General features: G+C 42.1%; 16 protein-coding genes, 1 tRNA gene and 3 rRNA genes. 4 read left to right on the top strand and 16 right to left on the bottom strand.

The window, feature by feature from the left end; translation table 11 throughout:
* Positions 1 to 2: 2 nt before the first annotated feature.
* Genes SB028_RS02320 through SB028_RS02305 form a run of 4 tightly spaced genes read right to left on the bottom strand, consistent with a single transcriptional unit; the run spans position 3 to position 4,453 of the window.
* Positions 3 to 1,580, bottom strand: coding sequence for a 5-oxoprolinase/urea amidolyase family protein (locus SB028_RS02320; protein WP_069368195.1), 1,578 nt, complete (start codon positions 1,578 to 1,580; stop codon positions 3 to 5).
* 14 nt (positions 1,581 to 1,594) lie between these two features.
* On the bottom strand, positions 1,595 to 2,401 hold the full coding sequence (locus SB028_RS02315; RefSeq protein WP_069368194.1) for a putative hydro-lyase: 807 nt from the start codon (positions 2,399 to 2,401) through the stop codon (positions 1,595 to 1,597).
* The gene (locus tag SB028_RS02310; protein ID WP_318859763.1) at positions 2,398 to 3,189 is read right to left on the bottom strand and encodes a 5-oxoprolinase subunit PxpA; all 792 of its coding nucleotides are present in this window, start codon (positions 3,187 to 3,189) and stop codon (positions 2,398 to 2,400) included. The genes SB028_RS02315 and SB028_RS02310 overlap by 4 nt, the downstream gene beginning before the upstream one ends.
* A 13-nt stretch (positions 3,190 to 3,202) precedes the next feature.
* On the bottom strand, positions 3,203 to 4,453 hold the full coding sequence (locus tag SB028_RS02305) for an NRAMP family divalent metal transporter (protein WP_069368192.1): 1,251 nt from the start codon (positions 4,451 to 4,453) through the stop codon (positions 3,203 to 3,205).
* Positions 4,454 to 4,920: 467 nt separating this feature from the next.
* On the opposite strand from SB028_RS02305, the gene SB028_RS02300 reads away from it, so the two are divergent.
* The gene (locus SB028_RS02300) at positions 4,921 to 5,580 is read left to right on the top strand and encodes a GntR family transcriptional regulator (protein ID WP_069368191.1); all 660 of its coding nucleotides are present in this window, start codon (positions 4,921 to 4,923) and stop codon (positions 5,578 to 5,580) included.
* Between the two features lie 126 nt (positions 5,581 to 5,706).
* Here the strand turns inward: SB028_RS02300 and rrf are convergent.
* From rrf to pepQ, 8 genes are all read right to left on the bottom strand, one after another.
* Positions 5,707 to 5,822 (bottom strand): 5S ribosomal RNA (gene rrf, locus SB028_RS02295).
* A 118-nt stretch (positions 5,823 to 5,940) separates the two neighbouring features.
* A 23S ribosomal RNA gene (locus SB028_RS02290) occupies positions 5,941 to 8,843 on the bottom strand.
* A gap of 366 nt (positions 8,844 to 9,209) precedes the next feature.
* A tRNA-Glu gene (locus SB028_RS02285) sits at positions 9,210 to 9,285 on the bottom strand.
* An 84-nt stretch (positions 9,286 to 9,369) separates the two neighbouring features.
* A 16S ribosomal RNA gene (locus SB028_RS02280) occupies positions 9,370 to 10,912 on the bottom strand.
* Together the 16S, 23S and 5S rRNA genes with 1 tRNA gene alongside form the textbook arrangement of a ribosomal RNA operon.
* Before the next feature lie 418 nt (positions 10,913 to 11,330).
* The gene (hemG, locus tag SB028_RS02275) at positions 11,331 to 11,861 is read right to left on the bottom strand and encodes a menaquinone-dependent protoporphyrinogen IX dehydrogenase (RefSeq protein WP_069368041.1); all 531 of its coding nucleotides are present in this window, start codon (positions 11,859 to 11,861) and stop codon (positions 11,331 to 11,333) included.
* A gap of 20 nt (positions 11,862 to 11,881) precedes the next feature.
* The gene (gene trkH, locus SB028_RS02270) at positions 11,882 to 13,333 is read right to left on the bottom strand and encodes a Trk system potassium transporter TrkH (protein ID WP_069368042.1); all 1,452 of its coding nucleotides are present in this window, start codon (positions 13,331 to 13,333) and stop codon (positions 11,882 to 11,884) included.
* A 25-nt stretch (positions 13,334 to 13,358) separates the two neighbouring features.
* Complete coding sequence (locus tag SB028_RS02265; protein WP_069368043.1) at positions 13,359 to 13,979, bottom strand: IMPACT family protein; 621 nt, start codon at positions 13,977 to 13,979, stop codon at positions 13,359 to 13,361.
* Positions 13,979 to 15,313, bottom strand: coding sequence for a Xaa-Pro dipeptidase (pepQ, locus tag SB028_RS02260; RefSeq protein WP_069368044.1), 1,335 nt, complete (start codon positions 15,311 to 15,313; stop codon positions 13,979 to 13,981). The genes SB028_RS02265 and pepQ overlap by 1 nt, the downstream gene beginning before the upstream one ends.
* A gap of 266 nt (positions 15,314 to 15,579) precedes the next feature.
* Between pepQ and fadB the strand changes: the two genes are divergently transcribed.
* Both fadB and fadA read left to right on the top strand, forming a co-directional pair.
* Complete coding sequence (gene fadB, locus SB028_RS02255) at positions 15,580 to 17,760, top strand: fatty acid oxidation complex subunit alpha FadB (protein WP_069368045.1); 2,181 nt, start codon at positions 15,580 to 15,582, stop codon at positions 17,758 to 17,760.
* 11 nt (positions 17,761 to 17,771) lie between these two features.
* Positions 17,772 to 18,935: an acetyl-CoA C-acyltransferase FadA gene (gene fadA / locus SB028_RS02250; protein ID WP_069368046.1), complete on the top strand. Its 1,164-nt coding sequence runs from the start codon at positions 17,772 to 17,774 to the stop codon at positions 18,933 to 18,935.
* A 146-nt stretch (positions 18,936 to 19,081) separates the two neighbouring features.
* On the opposite strand, the gene fre is transcribed toward fadA, so the two are convergent.
* From fre to pepE, 3 genes are all read right to left on the bottom strand, one after another.
* Entirely contained in the window at positions 19,082 to 19,783 is a 702-nt protein-coding gene (gene fre / locus SB028_RS02245; protein ID WP_069368047.1) for an NAD(P)H-flavin reductase, read from the bottom strand.
* A 15-nt stretch (positions 19,784 to 19,798) separates the two neighbouring features.
* Positions 19,799 to 21,268, bottom strand: a complete 1,470-nt coding sequence (gene ubiD / locus SB028_RS02240; RefSeq protein ID WP_069368048.1) for a 4-hydroxy-3-polyprenylbenzoate decarboxylase — start codon at positions 21,266 to 21,268, stop codon at positions 19,799 to 19,801.
* Positions 21,269 to 21,388: 120 nt separating this feature from the next.
* On the bottom strand, positions 21,389 to 22,114 hold the full coding sequence (gene pepE, locus SB028_RS02235; protein ID WP_069368049.1) for a dipeptidase PepE: 726 nt from the start codon (positions 22,112 to 22,114) through the stop codon (positions 21,389 to 21,391).
* 289 nt (positions 22,115 to 22,403) lie between these two features.
* On the opposite strand from pepE, the gene rfaH reads away from it, so the two are divergent.
* On the top strand, positions 22,404 to 22,904 hold the full coding sequence (gene rfaH, locus SB028_RS02230; RefSeq protein WP_069368050.1) for a transcription/translation regulatory transformer protein RfaH: 501 nt from the start codon (positions 22,404 to 22,406) through the stop codon (positions 22,902 to 22,904).
* A 62-nt stretch (positions 22,905 to 22,966) separates the two neighbouring features.
* On the opposite strand, the gene tatC is transcribed toward rfaH, so the two are convergent.
* Positions 22,967 to 23,746 carry a Sec-independent protein translocase subunit TatC gene (gene tatC, locus SB028_RS02225; protein WP_069368051.1) on the bottom strand — a complete coding sequence of 260 codons (780 nt, stop codon included), beginning with the start codon at positions 23,744 to 23,746 and terminating at the stop codon, positions 22,967 to 22,969.
* Between the last annotated feature and the right edge of the window lie 2 nt (positions 23,747 to 23,748).

Raw genomic sequence — 23,748 nt, 5'->3', positions numbered from 1 at the left:
TATCAATATTCTTGAAATTCGGTAATTGGATTAAAACGAATTTTAGCGTTAACAGGGATCTGCCCTGCGAGTGGTAAGTGATATTCAGCAACCGCACCAATAACAGGGTATCCTCCTGTTAAAGGGTGATCGTTAAGAAACAAAACAGGTTGCCCATTAATTGGCACTTGAATGGCACCAATGCAGGTACCTTCACTTGATAGCTCTTGTTGTTGCTCTCGTACAAGAGGTGTATCACCCAATAAACGTAATCCAATACGATTAGACTGCGGGGTCACTTGCCATAATTGAGAAGTTAGTGTCTTTACAGCTTCAGGTGTAAACCAGTCAGTACGAGGGCCTAAAACGATATCAAGTGTGACGATATCCCCTTGTTTGGGTAGTACAGATGTTGGCTGTTCATCGGCAAGAATACCGTTTGAGACGCATTCATTATTCAAATGAAGAACATCCCCTTCTTGTAAAGCATTAGGGCCAATTTGAGCCAAAGTATCAAACGCATAGCTACCTAACACTTTTTGTAATTTAAACCCACCTCTCACGGCAAGATAGCTACGAACCCCCATTTTGGGTATACCTAAAATAATTTCATCACCACAGCGAACATCGATAGGTTGGTAACTAGATAGGAATTCATTCTCACCCGACTCATGTTTTAGCGTAATAGAACAATCTGCCCCAGTTAAGGCAATCACACAATCTTGCCGTGCTTTTAGCGTCAATCCACCTTGGGTTATCTCAAGTGCAACAAAAGTTGCAGGATTACCCACTAAACGATTAGCCGCATGTAAAGCAGGTTTATCAAGTGCACCTGAAGCAGATACCCCCATTGATGCAGCACCAATACGCCCTTCATCTTGAAATAACGTTTGTAACCCTGCTGAAATAACATATAACCCTTTATCATTTAACGAGAGTGAGGAAGTTACTGCTGATTTCTTCTCAGGTAGTGAAACCGTTATTGATGTCTTTTGTGCATCGACAAAATGCACTTCATTACCCGGTAATAGAAAGGCGGGTTGTTCGCGAGAGAGGTCCCACATTTTTATTTCTGTGGTGCCAATAAGTTGCCAACCACCAGGACTTTGTTGTGGATAAACACCACTAAATTCACCCGCTAATCCAACAGAACCTGCTGGGATCCGTGTTCGAGGTGTTTTACGACGAGGCACATAGAGCCTAGTTTCATCAGCAATCAAATAGGCAAAACCAGGAGCAAAACCCGTAAATGCCACTTGATAGGTTTGTTCTGTGTGTCTGCGGATCACCTCACTGGCAGTGATCCCTAATAATTCAGCAACCTCATTAAGATCTTCACCTTGATAATGAACAGGGATCGTTAATGACTGTGTTTGACGTGCTGATACCGCTTTGACTTCTAATTGTCGAAGCTGAAACACAAGTTCTTCAGCTGTGATTAGCCACGGCGTATAGTGAATTAAGAGTGTTTTTGCAGCAGGCACAATATCTTGAATAGCAGCAATATCCGCTTGTTTAACGGATTCATATAATGCGAGCGTCTCTTTTAAAGAGGAAAGCTCAACAAGTAAATGAGATAAGTTAACGGGTAAAAAGCGCAAAATATCTTCCTCCCTTATACGTGATAAGCTGCATCAGGCACATCAGTGATAAACATATGTCCCGGAGCATGGCTGAGTGCGAAAGGAACACCTGAACGCATCACTGCCGCTTGTGGAGTCACACCACAAGCCCAAAATACGGGGATCTCACCTTCTTCAATTCTCACTGGTGAGCCAAAATCTGGCGACATAATATCTTTAATACCCAGAGCATCAGGCGAGCCAATATGCACAGGAGCACCATGTACAGAAGGAAAACGACCACTGATCATCACGGCATCAGCGATCCTATCAGCAGGAATAGGACGCATCGAAACGACTAATTCACCTTCTAATCGCCCAGCAGGGCGACACAAACGATTCGTTTTATACATCGGAACATTACTGTTATCTGTAATATGGCGAATTTCAATGCCCGCTTCTAACATTGGCGTTTCAAATGTAAAACTGCAACCAATAAGAAAAGTGACTAAATCAGGATGTTGCTTCCAAATTTTAGTCGCATCCGTAATTTCATCGGCCAATTTTCCATTTTCCCAAACTCGATACAAAGGGATATCAGTACGTAAATCAGCACCTTCTGCCAAAACTGTACGATAGCTGCCAGCCTCGCAAACATCTAAAATCGGACAACTTTTAGGATTACGTTGAGCATAAAGCAAAAAATCAAATGCCCAATCACGAGGCAAACTAATCATATTCGCTTGCGTCATTCCTTTAGCCATCCCTGCCGTAGGTATGGCTAAACCATTACGAATCGCTAATCGGGCTTCTTGTGCTTTGGCTATTGCCGCCGCAGTTGCTTGCATTAAATGAGTCATTTTTGCACCTCATTTTTAAGTGATAGTGGTGCAAAAGGTTTAATGCTAACACCATGATGGATAAGAATATCCTTTACACTTTGAGCAAGCGCCACAGCATCTGGGCTATCACCATGAACACAAATAGAATCAGCTTGTATCGCAGTAAAAACACCTTCTATAGACTCAACGCCACCTTCTTGCACAAGCCGTAACATACGCTGTGCAACAACTTTAGGATCATGTAAAACGGCGCCCTCTTTTTTACGAAAAACCAACGTACCATCCGCGTGATAAGCTCTATCTGCAAAAGCTTCGGCAATAACACGAAGACCTTTTTCTTTTGCAAGCATGATCAAAGGTGATCCCGCTAGAGCAACTAATGTTAATTGAGGATCAACGGCAAGGATCGCCTCAATAACGGCAAGTGCTTGACGTTTATTATGAGCAATTGTGTTGTACAGCGCACCATGAGGCTTAACATAAGTCACGCTCAACCCCACCGCTTTAGCCAATCCTTGCAAAGCACCTATTTGATAAATCACATCTGCGGTTAATTCATCACTAGCGATATCCATATTACGGCGACCAAAGCCCACTAAATCAGGATAAGCAACATGTGCCCCTATCGCGACATTGTGTTGTTTCGCTGCTTTTAATGTGCTTAAAATTCCATCTGGTGAACCCGCATGAAAGCCACAAGCAATATTGGCACTGCTGACAATTTCAAGCACGGCTTCATCATTCCCCATTGTCCATTGGCCAAAGCTTTCACCTAAATCACTGTTTAAATCGACTGTTTTTATCATCGTTATTATTCTCTTAAGCAATGTTGAGATAGTTGAAAATAGCCCCTACGGACATAATGCCCATATACCAAGTCAGCGCACAGACTAAAATACCAGACCACAGTAACCATGCAGGGTATTTATAACCATTCATGAGATCTTGACGACGCCATGCAACAAAAATGAATAGTGTCATGCCAATAGGTAGAATTAGGCCATTGAAACCGCCGGCAAAAACTAATAATGCGGCTGGTGCGGTTCCCATAACCATATAAATGGCGAGTGAAATAGTAATGAAAATAATGGTTGCGATATTACGTTGACGCTCAGTAACACCTTTTTTAAAGACAGTAATAAATGACATTGAGGTATAAGCAGCACCAATCACACTCGTTAATGCAGCAGCCCATAAAATAAGACCAAAGATGCGTAATCCAGTTAAACCCGCCGCATGTTGAAATGCTTGAGAAGCCGGATTCGCTGCATGACTAGAAATATCTAATGTTACGCCACTGGCAACCACGCCTAAAATGGCAAGGAACAGGATATAGCGCATTAATCCAACCACTAAAATTCCCTTAGTTGCAGCACTTGATACCGCATCAATATTCTCAATACCTGTTGTTCCTTTATCAAGAAGTCGGTGAGCTCCCGCATAACAGATATACCCGCCCACTGTACCACCAACAATTGTAGTGATCGTCGCGAAGTTAATCGCATCAGGCAGAACAGTTTGCCTTAATGCTTCCCCCACAGGAGGATTAGAAGCAAACATTACAAAAACAGTCAGTAAGATCATGACGATACCAAGAACGATAATCATACGATCAATAAAATTACTGGCTTTGCGTGATGAGAAAATATAGATAGCAAGTAAAGCACTTAAGATCCCTCCCCATTTAGGATCAAGACCAACCATCGCATTAAGCCCTAAACCAGCACCTGCAATGTTACCTACGTTAAACACTAGACCGCCAAAAATAACTAATACAGCAAGTAAGTAACCACTACCAGGTATTGCTTTGTTAGCAATATCTGAAGCGCGCATATTGGTAACCGTGATCACTCGCCAAATACTTTGCTGAACAACATAATCGATGATAATTGATGCCAAAATACCAAATGCAAATGAGGCTCCCATTGTGGCAGTAAAGGTTGCAGTTTGAGTAATAAAACCTGGACCGATCGCTGACGTTGCCATTAAAAAAATGGCGGCTATTAGTGAAGAGCGTCTATTTTTTATAAACGAACTTGATGTTGTATTTGCAGAATCTTGTGTAGCCATGAGCTACCCCCTTTATCATCATTATTTTAATTATTATTACTAAGGCAATTAACGTGCCATTGTTGAGCATGAGCAGATTATTGTTAATCACTTGATATTAGATTGTTGAACAATTAATAATAATAGATGAATAAATAAGCAAATAGATTTAAATATGGGATGATAAAAGTGCAAAGAAGATCGCATTTTTAACATTTTATTGACAATTATATCCTGTTAATTAGCCATCAATATGCACCTAAATGAGGCATAAAAAGATCAGGTGCACAAAAATAGTGCACTAAATTAAAGGAAAAATAAGTTTAATTACTAAAATATCGTGAGGAAATTTAAGATTTTTTGATAGAAATAAATAAAAAGTCATACTCGATACAGTGAGAAATACAACAGAGTGACATAATAGAGGTTATATATTACAAAACACACTGATAGAATAGGCACTCCTATTAAGCTAATAACAGAAGATAATGCAGAAAAAAACATCTCCACAAATTCTTTCTCAGAAAGTCGCAAATGTTATTCGACAAAAAATCACTATTGGAGAATTAACGCCTGGTGAAAGACTGTCAGAAACTGCATTAAGTGAAACGCTAGAAATATCACGTAATACTTTAAGAGAGGTTTTTCGCGTTCTTACTCAAGAAGGGCTTTTAACTTATAAACCGAATCGTGGTGTTTTTGTTTCTGTACCAGATATGGCAAGTATCATGGATATTTATCGTGTAAGACGATTAATTGAATGTGATGCTCTACGACATTCTTATCCTATGCATCCAGCGATTGTCAGAATGCAAGATAGTGTCAATCAAGCAAAAATTTTTCAAGAACAACAAGATTGGAGCGGAGTAGGAACCTGTAATATGCATTTTCATACCGCCATTGTTGAGCTTTCAGATAGCCCCAGATTATTTAAACAATATCAACTTATTCTGGCTGAATTACGTTTAGCCTTTGGTTTATTAAATGATCCTCAACTGCTACATGCACCGTATATTGAGAAAAATGAGCAAATTTTAACGCTGTTAATGGATGGAAAAGCCCAAGAAGCCGCAACAGTAATGGAAGCGTATTTAGAAATTTCAGAAAGAACTGTACTCGCAGCGTTTTCTCGTCATAATTTTTGCTAAAAGATCATAAAAAATGCCCTAAATTAGGGCATTTTTATATTCAGAATTTAGAATCATATTTAAAAATCACAAATAATAAACGCAAAAAAGCCAACCCATTGGGTTGGCTTTCTCGTCTTATTTAATGCCTGGCAGTTCCCTACTCTCACATGGGGAGACCCCACACTACCATCGGCGCTACAACGTTTCACTTCTGAGTTCGGCATGGGATCAGGTGGGACCGTTGCGCTATGGCCGCCAAGCAAATTCTGTTTTATTACCCGTCACTCACCTTTTTAGCGGCTCGTCACCAGTAATTATCAATCTTAAACAAGCTTACTTCATCGTTTCGTCTCTCTGACAAAACACCTTCGGTGTTGTCAGGTTAAGCCTCACGGTTCATTAGTACTGGTTAGCTCAACGTATCGCTACGCTTACACACCCAGCCTATCAACGTCTTAGTCTTAAACGTTCCTTTAGGTCACTCTAGGTGACAGGGAAGACTCATCTCGAGGCAAGTTTCCCGCTTAGATGCTTTCAGCGGTTATCTCTTCCGCACTTAGCTACCGGGCAATGCCATTGGCATGACAACCCGAACACCAGTGGTGCGTTCACTCCGGTCCTCTCGTACTAGGAGCAACCCCTCTCAATCTTCCAACGCCCACGGCAGATAGGGACCGAACTGTCTCACGACGTTCTAAACCCAGCTCGCGTACCACTTTAAATGGCGAACAGCCATACCCTTGGGACCTACTTCAGCCCCAGGATGTGATGAGCCGACATCGAGGTGCCAAACACCGCCGTCGATATGAACTCTTGGGCGGTATCAGCCTGTTATCCCCGGAGTACCTTTTATCCGTTGAGCGATGGCCCTTCCATTCAGAACCACCGGATCACTAAGACCTACTTTCGTACCTGCTCGAGCCGTCACTCTCACAGTCAAGCTGGCTTATGCCTTTGCACTAACCGCATGATGTCCGACCATGCTTAGCCAACCTTCGTGCTCCTCCGTTACTCTTTAGGAGGAGACCGCCCCAGTCAAACTACCCACCAGACACGGTCCCCGATCCAGATTATGGACCTAGGTTAGAACATCAAACGTTAAAGGGTGGTATTTCAAGGTTGACTCCATGCAGACTGGCGTCCACACTTCATAGTCTCCCACCTATCCTACACATCAAGGCTCAATGTTCAGTGTCAAGCTATAGTAAAGGTTCACGGGGTCTTTCCGTCTTGCCGCGGGTACACTGCATCTTCACAGCGAGTTCAATTTCACTGAGTCTCGGGTGGAGACAGCCTGGCCATCATTACGCCATTCGTGCAGGTCGGAACTTACCCGACAAGGAATTTCGCTACCTTAGGACCGTTATAGTTACGGCCGCCGTTTACTGGGGCTTCGATCAAGAGCTTCTCCCTAAGGATAACCCCATCAATTAACCTTCCAGCACCGGGCAGGCGTCACACCGTATACGTCCACTTTCGTGTTTGCACAGTGCTGTGTTTTTAATAAACAGTTGCAGCCAGCTGGTATCTTCGACTGGCTTCGGCTCCGTCCGCAAGGGACTTCACTTACCGCCAGCGTGCCTTCTCCCGAAGTTACGGCACCATTTTGCCTAGTTCCTTCACCCGAGTTCTCTCAAGCGCCTGAGTATTCTCTACCTGACCACCTGTGTCGGTTTGGGGTACGATTGTTGGTAACCTGAAGCTTAGAGGCTTTTCCTGGAAGCAGGGCATCAATTGCTTCACCACCTTAGTGGTTCGTCATCACACCTCAGCATTAAGTGACCGGATTTGCCTAATCACTCTGCCTACATGCTTGAACCGGGACGACCGTCGCCCGGACAACCTAGCCTTCTCCGTTCCCCCATCGCAGTTACCACCAGTACGGGAATATTAACCCGTTTCCCATCGACTACGCTTTTCAGCCTCGCCTTAGGGGTCGACTCACCCTGCCCCGATTAACGTTGGACAGGAACCCTTGGTCTTCCGGCGTGCGGGTTTTTCACCCGCATTATCGTTACTTATGTCAGCATTCGCACTTCTGATACCTCCAGCATACCTCACAGTACACCTTCGCAGGCTTACAGAACGCTCCCCTACCCAACAACACATAGTGTCGCTGCCGCAGCTTCGGTGCATGGTTTAGCCCCGTTACATCTTCCGCGCGGGCCGACTCGACCAGTGAGCTATTACGCTTTCTTTAAATGATGGCTGCTTCTAAGCCAACATCCTGGCTGTCTGAGCCTTCCCACTTCGTTTCCCACTTAACCATGACTTTGGGACCTTAGCTGGCGGTCTGGGTTGTTTCCCTCTTCACGACGGACGTTAGCACCCGCCGTGTGTCTCCCGTGATAACATTCTTCGGTATTCGCAGTTTGCATCGAGTTGGTAAGTCGGGATGACCCCCTAGTCGAAACAGTGCTCTACCCCCGAAGATGAGTTCACGAGGCGCTACCTAAATAGCTTTCGGGGAGAACCAGCTATCTCCCGGTTTGATTGGCCTTTCACCCCCATCCACAAGTCATCCGCTAATTTTTCAACATTAGTCGGTTCGGTCCTCCAGTTAGTGTTACCCAACCTTCAACCTGCCCATGGATAGATCACCGGGTTTCGGGTCTATACCCTGCAACTCATTCGCCCAGTTAAGACTCGGTTTCCCTACGGCTCCCCTATACGGTTAACCTTGCTACAGAATATAAGTCGCTGACCCATTATACAAAAGGTACGCAGTCACCCCATAAAGAGGCTCCTACTGCTTGTACGTACACGGTTTCAGGTTCTTTTTCACTCCCCTCGCCGGGGTTCTTTTCGCCTTTCCCTCACGGTACTGGTTCACTATCGGTCAATCAGGAGTATTTAGCCTTGGAGGATGGTCCCCCCATATTCAGACAGGATAACACGTGTCCCGCCCTACTCGTCGAGTTCACAATAACAGCATCTTCGGATACGGGGCTATCACCCTTTACTGCCGGACTTTCCAGACCGTTCTCCTGATGCTGCTATTGATTAAGACTCTGGGCTGCTCCCCGTTCGCTCGCCGCTACTAGGGGAATCTCGGTTGATTTCTTTTCCTCGGGGTACTGAGATGTTTCAGTTCTCCCGGTTCGCCTCATTAACCTATGTATTCAGTTAATGATAATATCCATGGGATATTGGGTTTCCCCATTCGGAAATCGTCGGGTATAACGGTTCATATCACCTTACCGACGCTTATCGCAGATTAGCACGTCCTTCATCGCCTCTGATTGCCTAGGCATCCACCGTGTACGCTTATTCGCTTAACCTCACAACCCGAAGATGTTTCTCTCGAAGACGACTTTAAAGGTCATGGCTACACAAGCATCAATTCGTTGTTGGGCAGTGCTCGTAATGCTCACATACTTAAGTATGCTGCGCTTACTGCGCGCTGTCCGCCTAGAATTGCTGTTGTTCGCTCATGACACTCGCCTTGGAGTATCACAAATTCAAGGTCTGAGATTTTGAGAGACTCATCAATATACCTCGGTGATATATTGATTTGTTTTCAATTTTTCAGCTTGTTCCAGATTGTTAAAGAGCATAATAGGTAAAATAACTCGCTTGAATTATCTTAACTATTCCCTGATTTTCATCAGATATAGTGTGGTACGCCTTTCACTCATACCGCGCATTGGCGTCCCCTAGGGGATTCGAACCCCTGTTACCGCCGTGAAAGGGCGGTGTCCTAGGCCTCTAGACGAAGGGGACTTCAGTCAGCTTCGCAGACGCGCTTTTGCTCGTTCTTCATCAGACAATCTGTGTGAGCACTGCACATAACACGTATCTCTTAGGTAAGGAGGTGATCCAACCGCAGGTTCCCCTACGGTTACCTTGTTACGACTTCACCCCAGTCATGAATCACAAAGTGGTAAGCGCCCTCCCGAAGGTTAAGCTACCTACTTCTTTTGCAACCCACTCCCATGGTGTGACGGGCGGTGTGTACAAGGCCCGGGAACGTATTCACCGTAGCATTCTGATCTACGATTACTAGCGATTCCGACTTCATGGAGTCGAGTTGCAGACTCCAATCCGGACTACGACAGACTTTATGAGTTCCGCTTGCTCTCGCGAGGTCGCTTCTCTTTGTATCTGCCATTGTAGCACGTGTGTAGCCCTACTCGTAAGGGCCATGATGACTTGACGTCATCCCCACCTTCCTCCGGTTTATCACCGGCAGTCTCCTTTGAGTTCCCACCATAACGCGCTGGCAACAAAGGATAAGGGTTGCGCTCGTTGCGGGACTTAACCCAACATTTCACAACACGAGCTGACGACAGCCATGCAGCACCTGTCTCAGCGTTCCCGAAGGCACTCCTCTATCTCTAAAGGATTCGCTGGATGTCAAGAGTAGGTAAGGTTCTTCGCGTTGCATCGAATTAAACCACATGCTCCACCGCTTGTGCGGGCCCCCGTCAATTCATTTGAGTTTTAACCTTGCGGCCGTACTCCCCAGGCGGTCGATTTAACGCGTTAGCTCCAGAAGCCACGGTTCAAGACCACAACCTCTAAATCGACATCGTTTACAGCGTGGACTACCAGGGTATCTAATCCTGTTTGCTCCCCACGCTTTCGCACCTGAGCGTCAGTCTTTGTCCAGGGGGCCGCCTTCGCCACCGGTATTCCTCCACATCTCTACGCATTTCACCGCTACACGTGGAATTCTACCCCCCTCTACAAGACTCTAGCCAACCAGTTTCAGATGCAATTCCCAAGTTAAGCTCGGGGCTTTCACATCTGACTTAATTGACCGCCTGCGTGCGCTTTACGCCCAGTAATTCCGATTAACGCTTGCACCCTCCGTATTACCGCGGCTGCTGGCACGGAGTTAGCCGGTGCTTCTTCTGCGGGTAACGTCAATTGATAAGGGTATTAACCTTATCACCTTCCTCCCCGCTGAAAGTACTTTACAACCCTAAGGCCTTCTTCATACACGCGGCATGGCTGCATCAGGCTTGCGCCCATTGTGCAATATTCCCCACTGCTGCCTCCCGTAGGAGTCTGGGCCGTGTCTCAGTCCCAGTGTGGCTGATCATCCTCTCAGACCAGCTAGAGATCGTCGCCTAGGTGAGCCATTACCCCACCTACTAGCTAATCCCATATGGGTTCATCCGATAGCGCAAGGTCCGAAGAGCCCCTGCTTTGGTCCGTAGACGTCATGCGGTATTAGCCACCGTTTCCAGTAGTTATCCCCCTCTATCGGGCAGATCCCCATACATTACTCACCCGTCCGCCGCTCGTCAGCAAGAAAGCAAGCTTTCTCCTGTTACCGCCCGACTTGCATGTGTTAGGCCTGCCGCCAGCGTTCAATCTGAGCCATGATCAAACTCTTCAATTAAAAGTGTTTGATGCTCAAAGAAATCGAAAACTTAGCTATTCATAAATGAATTTACTTTTGTTGTTCACTCTTCAAGACTTGATACATCTAATATTTTAGAAGATATCGTCTCTGCGAGTGCCCACACAGATTGTCTGATAATTTGTTAAAGAGCAGTGCAACATTCGCTGCCGTTTCCGGTCTTCTACGTTGTTGCGAGGAGGCGTATATTACGTTATTCCTCTGAAGAGTCAAGAGTTTTTTCAAACTTTTTTCTTTTCTCTTCGCTGTCCTTCGTGGCTGTTGTCAGCTCATCGTCGGTCAGTGGATGCGCATTATAGGGAGATCTCGGATTAGCGCAAGTGTTTTTTTTAAATAATTTTCCGTTCGTTCAAAACTCAAACAAGACGTATAAAAACCCCACAACAAAGATTAAATATCACCCAATTTTGGCAAAGTGCGTCGCAAATTCACTGACTTTATTCCAATCTGTATATTCGATTTCTTTTGTTGGATCCGTTTCGCCTTTAGTCATCTTCATAATTAGCTGGATCATGACTCTATCAATCCATTTATAACGAGGATAAAAAAGTGCGCCAGCAAAGACACCCGTTAACGTTGGCTTCCATGGCGTCTTATCTAAAAACTTACGCATATAAGCATTCGTCTCGGGGGTATTCTTTTCTGCTTTTCTTGCCGTAAGATTAACGCCAAAGAATGCGGACGGCATACTATTCAATTGTGCAAGATGACGAGTGATAAATTTATCGAGTGCTTTATTAAAGTAACCATAACGAATTGAAGCGCCCACTAAGACTTTATTATAAGCAGATAAATTTAAACTCTGCTGGACAGAGGTTAAATCTCTGACATCACAATCATGACCATGTTGTCTTAATTCATTCGCAATTTGCGTCATTATTTTTTTAGTTTGACCATCAGTACTACAATACAACAATAGCGCACTCATACATGACTCCTTGTATTAGATTAATCACGCCAAAACGTTGGGGTAAATAAAACCAATAGTGTGAAAACTTCTAGTCGCCCAAATAACATCGTCACGACCAATATCCATTTTGCAGCTGGATTCATTGTCGTGAAGTTATCAGCGACAATACCTAATCCAGGACCAAGGTTATTTAATGTCGTGGCAATAGCTGAAAATGCAGAAAATTCATCAACGCCTGTCGCTATCAATAACATTAAGCTAATAATAAATACCAACGCATAAGCGGAGAAGAATCCCCATACGGCCTCAATAATACGTTCGGGTAATGCGCGGTGACCAAGTTTGATGGTATATACGGCATTAGGGTGAACAAGACGTTTTAATTCACGATTCCCTTGTAGGAATAAAAGCAAGATACGAATAACTTTCAATCCCCCACCCGTTGATCCGGCACAACCACCAATAAATGCCGAGCATAATAATAGAAGAGGTAAAAATGCAGGCCACTGTGCAAAGCTATCCGTAGCAAAGCCTGCCGTTGTCGCCATAGAAACAACTTGGAAAAAAGCCTGGTTTATAGTTATCCATCCTGTGTCGTATACAGAATAAAGCCATAGAATACCGCTACAGATAATGACTAATCCCAATTGAATTGAGATAAACATCCGGAATTCAGGATCACGCCAATAGATATTTAAACTTCTTCCTGTTAGTACGGCAAAGTGCAAACCAAAGTTACAACCTGAGATCAGAAGAAATATACCAATAATGATGTTGATGGTTGGGCTATTAAAATAACCAATACTGGCATCATGAGTAGAAAACCCACCAATCGCAATCGTTGAAAAGCTATGAGAAATAGCATCGAACACATCCATACCTGCAATCCATAATGCTAAGGCACAAATGATCGTTAACAAGACATAGATAAGCCAAAGTGCTTTCGCTGTTTCTGCAATTCGAGGTCGCATTTTGTTATCTTTCAATGGACCCGGCATTTCTGCTCGATATAACTGCATTCCCCCAACACCTAAAAGTGGAAGAATAGCGACCGCTAATACGATGATCCCCATCCCTCCTAACCATTGGAGCATTTGGCGATAAAACAAAATAGCTTTAGGTAATGAATCTAACCCGACAAGCGTCGTAGCACCCGTTGTCGTCAGTCCTGAGAAAGATTCAAAAAAGGCATCAGTAATAGAAAGATGAGGTTGTTCAGAAAAGATAAATGGCAATGCCCCTACACTACCCAGTACCGTCCAGAATAAGACAACAATAAGAAAGCCTTCTTTAGGTTTAAGCTCACTTTTTTTATGGCGATTGGGGATCCACAGCATTAATCCGATGATTAATGCGACAATAAATGTTTGGCTAAATGCACGTCCTGCACCATCTCGATATATTAATGCGACAATACCAGGAATGATCATCGTGACAGAAAACAAGATAACAAGCAGTCCGACAATACGGGTTATTGAACGAAAATGCATTTAGCGATTTCCTTGGTAGCAAAGATTATTCATTTTTATCTAACGGGATTAATTGCATACTGCCACGACTTATATCTCGTAGTTTAACTTCTACTTCACCACTATGCACAGCAGGCAATGATAGTATAAAAGTGACTTTATCAGTATATTCACTTGAAAGTACTTGCCCATGATATTGTTCAATGACTTGTTCAAGTAATGAAACAAGTGAATATTCACACGCTACACTAAAACGTAACTGAGGCACTTTCGTTTTGGTTGGCAAAAGCTTTAAAGCTTGTTGAACGCCACTGCCATAAGCTCTCACTAACCCACCAGTTCCTAATTTGATCCCCCCGAAATACCGAACAACTACGGCGGTAACTTCTCCCATTCCACTTCCTAAAAGAGGTGCAAGAATAGGTTTTCCCGCGGTACCTGTTGGCTCACCATCATCAGAAAAACCTAATTGTTGTGAGTCATCGGGCCTTCCTGCAACAAAAGCCCAACAGTGGTGTCGGGCATCAGGAAATTGCGCTTTGATAGACTGGATATAATCTTTTGCTGCATCAATACCTTCAGTGTGAGCAATAAATGTAATAAAACGACTTTTCTTTATTTCTTCACTGAATTCTACGGTTTCAGCGGGGATCAAATACGCTTTCATCAGGCTAAGTGTAAGTCTCTGGTCATATTTTCAATTTTGTTATCGTGGATAATAATATTATCTTCAATACGAATACCACCAAATGGTTTGAAATGCTCAATAAGCTTCCAATTGAAATGAGTACTGTATTTCCCTTCTTTCCAAGGCGCTAACAAAGAGTCGATAAAGTAAAATCCCGGTTCAATAGTTAATACCATACCCGGCTCAACAATACGTGTACAACGTAAGAATGGGTACATTGCAGGAGCTGCTAAATGGGTTCCTTTATCATCTTGCATAAATCCAGCTGCATCATGAACTTGTAGACCTAAAGCATGCCCTAAGCCATGAGGTAAAAATGGTGTCGTTAACCCAGCGTTCACCATTTCTTCTTCACTCACACCTTTAACGAGCTCGTACTTATTAAGTAACCCAGCAATACGTTGATGCATTTGAACATGGTATTCAGTATAACGCACGCCAGCTTTCATTGTTGCAATCAGCGCTTGTTGTGCATCATTCATATCTTTAACTAACGAAGTAAATTCATGATTTTCTTTGGCACTATAAGTACGAGTAATATCTGCTGCATAGCCATTATACTCTGCGCCCGCATCAATAAGGAAACTACGATATTCATCCGGTGATTCATGATCTAATTTTGTGTAATGCAACACAGAAGCATGTTCATTTAAGGCAACAATATTACCGTAAGGAACATCGATATCTCGATGACCCGTAGCCATTAAATACGCCATATTAATATCAAACTCACTTAATTCGGCTTGGAAAGCTTCACGAGCAGCAATATGTCCGTTGACAGCCATTTTTTGTGCTTCACGCATACAAGCTAATTCATAGCCTGTTTTATAGGCACGATAGTAATGATAATAATTAAGAAGAGATTGATTGTTGATATTATCAATATTCACACCTAATGATTCGGCTCGCTGTGTATTTGGACCAATATAAGCGGTATTTTTATTAATATAAGGTGCTAGTTCTTTTTGAATATCATCAATATTCTTGAGATGAATTAACTCAATTTCATGAGTCCAATAGCTACTTGGTAAAGCTTCAACACTGTGCCAATAATCAACTGGGGAATAGAACCATAATTTAGGTTTATTAACGCCATCCGCTAATAACCAACAATGTGGTACATCTGTTACAGGTACCCATGCTTTAAAATGCGCATTCACTTTAAAAGGGTAATCACTATCATCAAGGAAAATACGGATAGGTTCACCTGAATGGATTAATACAGAATCAAGATGGTGTCTGGATAAAGCATCACGCGTACGATTTTGTAAAGTTTTGATATGTTCTTGGTACAGAGAGAGCAATTTTTCCATTATTAATTACCTTATCTTATTCATTATTGATGATTCAGCTTAACACGCCAACTCTTTTAGTGGCTAACCCCATAACAAAATAGATTATTGCCGATTTATCTCCTCTCTTTTTATCAAACTGAGCAACAATATAGAATTCAATAAGTTGAATAATTTCACTGTGATCACCCTTGCAGTTTCTTAATCAAATATTTGCATTTATTTAACATAGTATTCACACTCTTATTATCTGGTCATACCAGTCTATACATTTAGGGAGAATACAAATGCTCTATCAAAGCGAAAATATTCAAGCCGATTGGGTGAAACAAGGTATTGTTGAACTCATTTTTAACGCCAAAGGTTCTATTAATAAATTAGATACCAAAACGGTTGCAATGCTAAGTGAAGCTTTAACCGTATTAGAAGCAACACCAGACCTAAAAGGTGTTATCTTGCGTTCCGAAAAACCAGCTTTTATTGTCGGTGCTGATATTACCGAGTTTTTATCCCTTTTTGATGCCCCTGAAGAAGAATTAACTCAGTGGCTACATTTCTCTAATCAGATTTTTAGCCGACTTGAAGATTTGCCTGTTCCTACCGTTTCGGCTATCAATGGCTATGCGCTAGGCGGTGGTTGTGAGTGCGTACTTGCTACCGATTTTCGTATTGCTTCTCCTGATTTACGTATCGGTTTACCAGAAACAAAACTTGGGATCATGCCAGGCTTTGGCGGTTCAGTGCGTCTTCCTCGTTTGATAGGTGTTGATAACGCATTAGAAATTATTACTGCGGGCAAAGATGTTAATGCTCAAACAGCTCTTCAAAATGGATTAATCCAAGCAATTGTTCCTCTAGAAAATTTAAAAGAGAGTGCTATTTCATTAATCGAACAAGCAATTGAAGGTAAAATTGATTGGAAAGCGGCACGTCGTCCCAAATTAGCACCATTAAGACTGACAGAGCTTGAGCATAAAATGTCTTTCAATGTGGCTAAAGGTATGGTGATGAAAGTAGCAGGTCCTCACTATCCAGCACCTATCACTGCCGTAAAAACGATTGAAAAATCAGCCTTCCTAAATAGAGATGAAGCACTGGCTCTCGAAACTGAAAATTTTGTTAAACTGACACGCACTGATGTTGCAAAAGCCTTAGTCGGTATTTTCCTTAATGATCAGTACGTCAAAAATATCACAAAAAAACGTCATGCCGAATTGCCTAAACAGGCGGCTGTATTGGGTGCAGGGATCATGGGAGGTGGCATATCCTACCAGTCTGCCTTAAAAGGTATTCCTGTTGTCATGAAGGATATTAACCAGAAAGCCCTTGAGCTGGGTATGAATGAAGCGTTAAGCCTACTGCAAAAACGCCAAGAAAAAGGCCGAATGAGTGCCGTAGATATGGCGAAAACACTCGCCTCTATTCAACCAACCTTGAATTACGCTTCTGTCAGTGGGACGGATGTTGTTGTCGAAGCGGTTGTTGAAAATCCAAAAGTCAAAGCAACTGTACTAGCAGAAACAGAATCACAATTAACAGATAACGCAATCCTTGCTTCCAATACATCAACCATCCCTATTTCATTACTTGCGAAATCCTTAAAACGTCCTGAAAATTTCTGTGGGATGCACTTCTTTAATCCTGTTCATCGAATGCCGTTAGTTGAAATCATTAAAGGCGAAAAAACGAGTGAAGAAACGATTAATCGTATAGTCAGTTACGCCAGCAAAATGGGAAAAACACCGATTATTGTTAATGATTGTCCCGGCTTCTTTGTAAACCGCGTTCTCTTTCCTTATTTTGCAGGATTTTCTCTATTACTAAGAGATGGAGCTGATTTTATTACTGTTGATAAAGTGATGGAAAAGGTATTTGGCTGGCCGATGGGACCTGCGTACCTACTTGATGTTGTTGGTATTGATACGGCAAATCACGCTCAAGCCGTAATGGCTCAAGGTTTTCCTGACAGAATGGGGGCGATTGAGCGAGATGCTATTGCGCTTTTATATGAACAACAGCGATATGGTCAGAAAAATAATCATGGTTTCTATAATTACTCTGTTGATAAACGGGGTAAAAAACAGAAGTCTGTGGATGATCAAATTCAAATGCTTATTCAACAGAATGCAGGTAAAACACAAGAGTTTAGCCAAGACGCAATTATTGCTCGCATGATGATCCCAATGATCAATGAAGTTATTCGTTGTTTAGATGAAGGTATTATTGCTTCACCTGCTGAAGCCGATATTGCGTTAGTTTATGGTTTAGGATTCCCTCCTTTCCGCGGTGGTGTATTCCGTTACCTTGATACCATCGGATTAGCGCAATTTGTGGCAGATGCGCAACAATACGCATCATTAGGACCTCTTTATCAAATTCCTGAAAGCTTAAAACAGAAAGCACAACGCAACGAAACCTATTATCCAAAGCCCGCAAAAGTAGATGTTAACATCAGAGAACTCGCTTAAGGAGATATGAAATGGAAAAGGTGGTCATAATTGATGGTATTCGTACTCCGATGGGACGCTCAAAAGGTGGTGCATTTCGCCATGTCAGAGCGGAAAATCTCTCTGCACAATTGATGCAAGCACTACTCACACGTAATCCGAATATTAATCCCAATGATATTGGTGATGTCATTTGGGGTTGTGTGCAACAAACTTTAGAGCAAGGTTTTAATATTGCTCGTAATGCGGCTTTATTGGCTGAACTTCCACACAAGGTTCCAGCCGTGACTGTTAATCGGCTATGTGGTTCATCAATGCAAGCATTACACGATGGTGCACGCCAAATTATGCTAGGTGATAGCCAAGTAGCATTAATCGGTGGTGTTGAACATATGGGTCACGTACCGATGACTTATAATGCAGATTTTAATCCATCACTTAATCTTTCTGTTGCTAAAGCCTCATTTTCAATGGGATTAACAGCAGAAATGCTCGCAAAATCATTCCAAATTTCACGTGAAGAGCAAGATAAATTTGCTTATCGCTCACATCATTTAGCCGCAATTGCGACACAACAAGGCTATTTTGATAATGAGATAGTGGCTATTAATGGTCATGATGCAATAGGTAATTTTATCAATGTCAAAAATGATGAAGTTATTCGTTATAACCCTAGCCTTGAAGAGTTAGCACAGCTTAAACCGGTGTTTGATCCTGCGACAGGCTCCGTAACGGCAGGCAATTCATCTGCAGTTTCTGATGGTGCATCCGCCATGTTTATCACCAGCGAACGTTACGCTAAAGAGCACAATTTAACGCCTCGCGCCGTTATTCGGGCGATGTCTGTGACCGGATGTGATCCCGCTATTATGGGTTATGGTCCTGTTCCCGCAACAGAAATTGCGTTGAAAAAAGCAGGATTAACATTAGGTGATATTGATGTTTTTGAGCTAAATGAAGCTTTTGCTGCGCAGTCATTAGCCTGCATGAAAAAAATGAATTTACTCGATAGTATTGATGACAAAATCAACCTTAATGGGGGTGCTATTGCACTTGGGCATCCATTAGGTTGTTCTGGTGCCAGAATAACCACTACGCTATTGAATATTATGGAGCGTAAAGATGCACAATTTGGCTTAGCCACAATGTGTATTGGATTAGGGCAAGGTATTGCAACGATTATAGAACGTGTTTAATACGTATTCTATGTATCCACGTTCTATTATTAGAAAAGCATTCTTTTCGATTGCATGGTTAGAAACCATTTTCCCGCCGTCAGGGGCGGGTTTTTTTTATGGTTTAAAAAGAAATAATTAGCAAATAGCAGAGTACTCTCGTTTTATCAGATAAATTCAAAAGCATCGCTAAATAGGCGTGTTTTATCTGCATTGCGTTCATTACAAAAACGATCTCTAGCGATTTTAGCCATCTCAAAACGTCCTGCGATGTAAATATCATATTCTGATAAATCACCAAAATCTTCGCTTATTGCCGTTAATACCGTCCCTTTTCGGCCTCGCCAAGTCTCATCGGGTTGCTCGACCACAGGAACAACCGTTAAAGATGGATGTAATTCTGACAATTCTTGTAATTCATTAAGATCATAGAGGTGAACGCGCTCTCTTCCCCCCCAATAAATCGTAATTGGTCGCTGTGGATTTTCAGCTAATGCGGCCAATAAAATTGAGTGGGTATAAGAAAATCCTGTACCGCCAGCAATTAATAATAGAGGACGTTGACTCTCTTTTTTAAACCACGCATTCCCATGAGGAATATCAATGGTAAGCTGCTGTTTTTCTAAGATCACATCAAGCACTGCCATCGCATAAAGATTGAGTTCAGACGCACCAATATGAAGTTCAATAAAGTCTTTGTTTTCAGGTATAGATGCAATAGAAAAAGGACGCTTATCACGTTCATCCATAACGGCTAAAAGATATTGCCCAGCCTGAAAATCAAATTCGCCATCAGGTAATAATCTCACCCGATAAACCGTATCTGTCATCGGCTCAACAAGTGAGACTTTACAATTCAGTATTGCCATGTTGTTCCTCTGTTATTATTTAAGAATATCGAGCTGTTCCCAAATAGTATCGACTCGTTGCTTAACGTCATCAGACATCACAATAGGTCTACCCCATTCTCTATCTGTCTCACCTGGCCATTTGTTAGTCGCATCAAGACCCATTTTTGATCCTAATCCTGAAACAGGTGAAGCGAAGTCGAGATAATCAATAGGCGTATTTTCCATCATAATGGTATCTCTCGCAGGATCCATTCTGGTCGTGATTGCCCAAATGACATCTTTCCAATCTCTTGCATTGACATCATCATCGCAAACAATCACAAATTTGGTGTACATAAATTGCCGTAGATAAGACCAAACCCCCATCATGACGCGTTTTGCATGACCCGCATACTGTTTCTTCATTGTCACAACAGCTAAACGGTAAGAACACCCTTCAGGAGGTAGATAAAAATCAACAATTTCAGGAAACTGTTTTTGTAATATCGGGACAAGGACTTCATTCAACGCAACACCTAATACTGCGGGCTCATCAGGTGGGCGACCTGTATATGTTGAATGATAAATGGCATCTTTACGGCGCGTTAAATGCGTAATGGTAAACACAGGGAAAGCGTCAATCTCATTATAATATCCTGTGTGATCACCATATGGCCCTTCTGGGGCTAATTCGCCGGGTTCAATGTAACCTTCAAGGATAATCTCAGCGCTTGCAGGCACTTCAAGATCATTTGAAAGACATTTTACAACTTCTGATTTATTACCTCGTAATAAGCCAGCGAATGCATATTCAGATAAGGTATCTGGTACAGGTGTTACAGCGCCTAAGATAGTGGCTGGATCGGCTCCTAATGCTACGGAAACAGGGAATCGTTCACCGGGATGTTTTTGGCACCACTCTTGAAAATCTAACGCTCCACCACGATGCGATAACCAGCGCATAATCACTTTGTTTTTACCTAGCACTTGCTGGCGGTAAATACCCAGATTTTGGCGCTCTTTCAATGGGCCTCGGGTCACTGTTAACCCCCAAGTAATCAGCGGTGCTGCATCTTCAGGCCAACAATGCATAACAGGGATCTTCGTTAAATCAACATCATCACCTGTTAAAACCACCTCCTGACAAGGGGCTTTACTCAAGCGTTTTGTTGGCATATTTAACACTTGCTTAAACTTAGGTAACTTATCAAAAAGATCACGAAAGCCTTTCGGAGGGTCAGGCTCTTTTAGAAAAGCTAATAACTTTCCAACTTCGTGTAAAGCTTTAACATCATCTTGCCCCATTCCCATCGCCACACGTTCTGGTGTACCAAATAAGTTACAAAGCACGGGCATATCATACCCTTTAGGGTTTTCAAACAACAGCGCTGGCCCACCGGCACGTAAAGTTCGGTCCGCTATTTCGGTCATTTCAAGGTAGGGATCTATTTCATAGGTGATACGTTTTAATTCACCTTTTTCTTCTAATAATGAAAGAAAATCTCTTAAATCGCGGTATTTCATCATAATCTTACGAGCCAGTGAGTGAAAGAAAAGAGGGCTAATGCCCTCTTTGAGACGCTATAAGCTAAACGCATAACTCACTAAAATGCAATGCTTTTTATTTAGTTGCGTTCACTATACTTATAAACAGCGGAATGGAACCCACTCTGAAAGCAATTTAGTATCAAACTGTTCAGGGAATGTTTTTCCATGTTGGAAGATTTTAAAACCTTCATTTTTAGCACTGTAATAATGTAATTCTTCACCTTGAATATATAAGTAGCTCCCTTCACGGATAGCTACAACAATCTCTTCAGGGTTAATTGCACAAAACTCTGCAATACGTTCATCGCGAGTTTCACCCATATGACCACTGATAGAAGCATCAATGTAATGTGGGTTGATTTGAACAGGAAATAGGCCTAATGAAGGCATAATAACCGAGGAACGTACTGGCATATCATTAGTGGTACGAATTGTTGGTGTTGCGACGTTACAACCAGCACTCCAACCAATATATGGAATATTACGCTCACGTACTGCGCGTTGAATTGGAACAACTAATCCTTTCTCGTGTAGCATTTGGTTTAATAACCAAGTATTACCACCGCTGACTAAAATACATTCTGCATTATTGATTGCATCAACTTCTGAATCAAAATGTTCAATACAAGTCACTTCAATACCTAATACGTCTGATAAATCACGAGCACGTTGATCATGATCGGAGCGAATAACAGCATAAGCAATTAATACAGCAGAACGAATACCGCGCTTTTTAATCATGCTATCGATATTATCTTTTGCATAGCTTAACCAACGTGGATCCCCGGCAATTTTTCCGTTACTTAATAAAAAAACTTCCATTACAGAACCTCTTTATAATTATGAGCAAAATTCTAAGATAATTATCTTGAGAGCTTTTTCTTGTTTTTACCATTACTTTTTTGTCAACTTGTTACCTCTATCCGAGATCCAATTAAAAGTAACAAAAACAAGCTCTTTTATTGCGTATAAGCACAGCTTTTCTGTTCTTTTTTCAGTATAAAACTACGTTACTCTATTTTTTATTTAATCCCTGATAGATAGCTGTTACCTTAATGATAAATTTGCTATCATCGCTTAAATTAAATTTAACTAACCTATTGTCTCTATTATGAAAAATTGGTACTTGCTGTATTGCAAACGAGGTCAAATTTCTCGAGCTATCGAACACTTAGAACGTCAGCAAGTGGGCTGTTTTACACCAATGGTTACCCTAGAAAAAGTATTAAGAGGAAAGCGCACTACCGTAACAGAACCGCTTTTTCCTAATTACCTTTTTATCGAATTTGATCCTGAAGTGATCCATACCACGACCATTAACTCAACGCGTGGAGTAAACTCGTTTGTACGGTTTGGGCAATATCCTGTCACTGTTCCTCAAGATGTGATTGATACACTACAAATACCTCAGCTTTCTTCTCTCACTTATAGTGAAGAGAATGTACCTCATAGTGGTGATAGCGTGTTAATTACAGAAGGTATTTTCCAAGGAATACAAGCCATCTATCAAGAGCCAGATGGCGATGCTCGCTCAATTTTGCTTTTAAATATCTTAAACAGCGAAGTGAAAAAATCGGTAAGTAATAGAGAATTTAAAAAAGAGCCACGTTAGAAAAAGTTAACCCAGCTATCGCTGGGTTAATATCATATTATTTCAGGAGTGTGTCCCTAAAATTATTTTTGCTGTTCTGCTTCTGTTTCTGCATCCTCAGCTTCTTCATCCTCTGTTCTTCTTCCCTTACCTACATAGAAGCGCGATACCATGACACCGATTTCAAACAGTAAGTACATAGGTATTGCTAATAAGGTTTGAGAAAAAACATCTGGTGGTGTCAATACCATACCAACGACAAAGGCACCCACAAGAATATAAGGACGTTTTTTCTTTAACGCATCAGGTGTTGTTACACCACTCCAGCACAGTAAAATAATCGCAATTGGTACTTCAAAAGCGGCACCAAACGCCATAAATAGCGTCATGACGAAACTTAAATATTTACTGATATCTGGAATGAAATTAACCCCTTCAGGGGTTGTATTAACAAAGAAACCAAACGCGAGAGGAAACACAACAAAATAAGCAAACGCCATACCGAGATAGAATAATACTGTACTTGAAACAAGTAATGGCAGCATTAAGCGGCGTTCGTGTTTATACAATGCTGGTGCGATGAAAGCCCATACCTGATAAAGAATGACAGGTACAGAAGCAAAAACGGATACCATGATTGTCAATTTAATCGGAGTCAAAAATGTAGAGGCAACATCCGTCGCACTCATATTTGACCCTTGTGGCAACTTTTCAAGTAATGGAGCCGAGACTAATTGATAGATATCGTTAGAAAAATAAACCAGCGCTAAAAAAACCACAAGAACTGACACCAAGCTATACATCAAACGCTTGCGTAATTCTATTAAATGGCTGATCAGCGGTTGGGTATCATTTACTGCCATGT

Source organism: Proteus vulgaris (genome assembly GCF_033708015.1).
Classification (GTDB): domain Bacteria; phylum Pseudomonadota; class Gammaproteobacteria; order Enterobacterales; family Enterobacteriaceae; genus Proteus.
The sequence above is the reverse complement of the archived record's forward strand: the minus strand, read 5'-3'. Positions and strand labels throughout refer to the sequence as shown.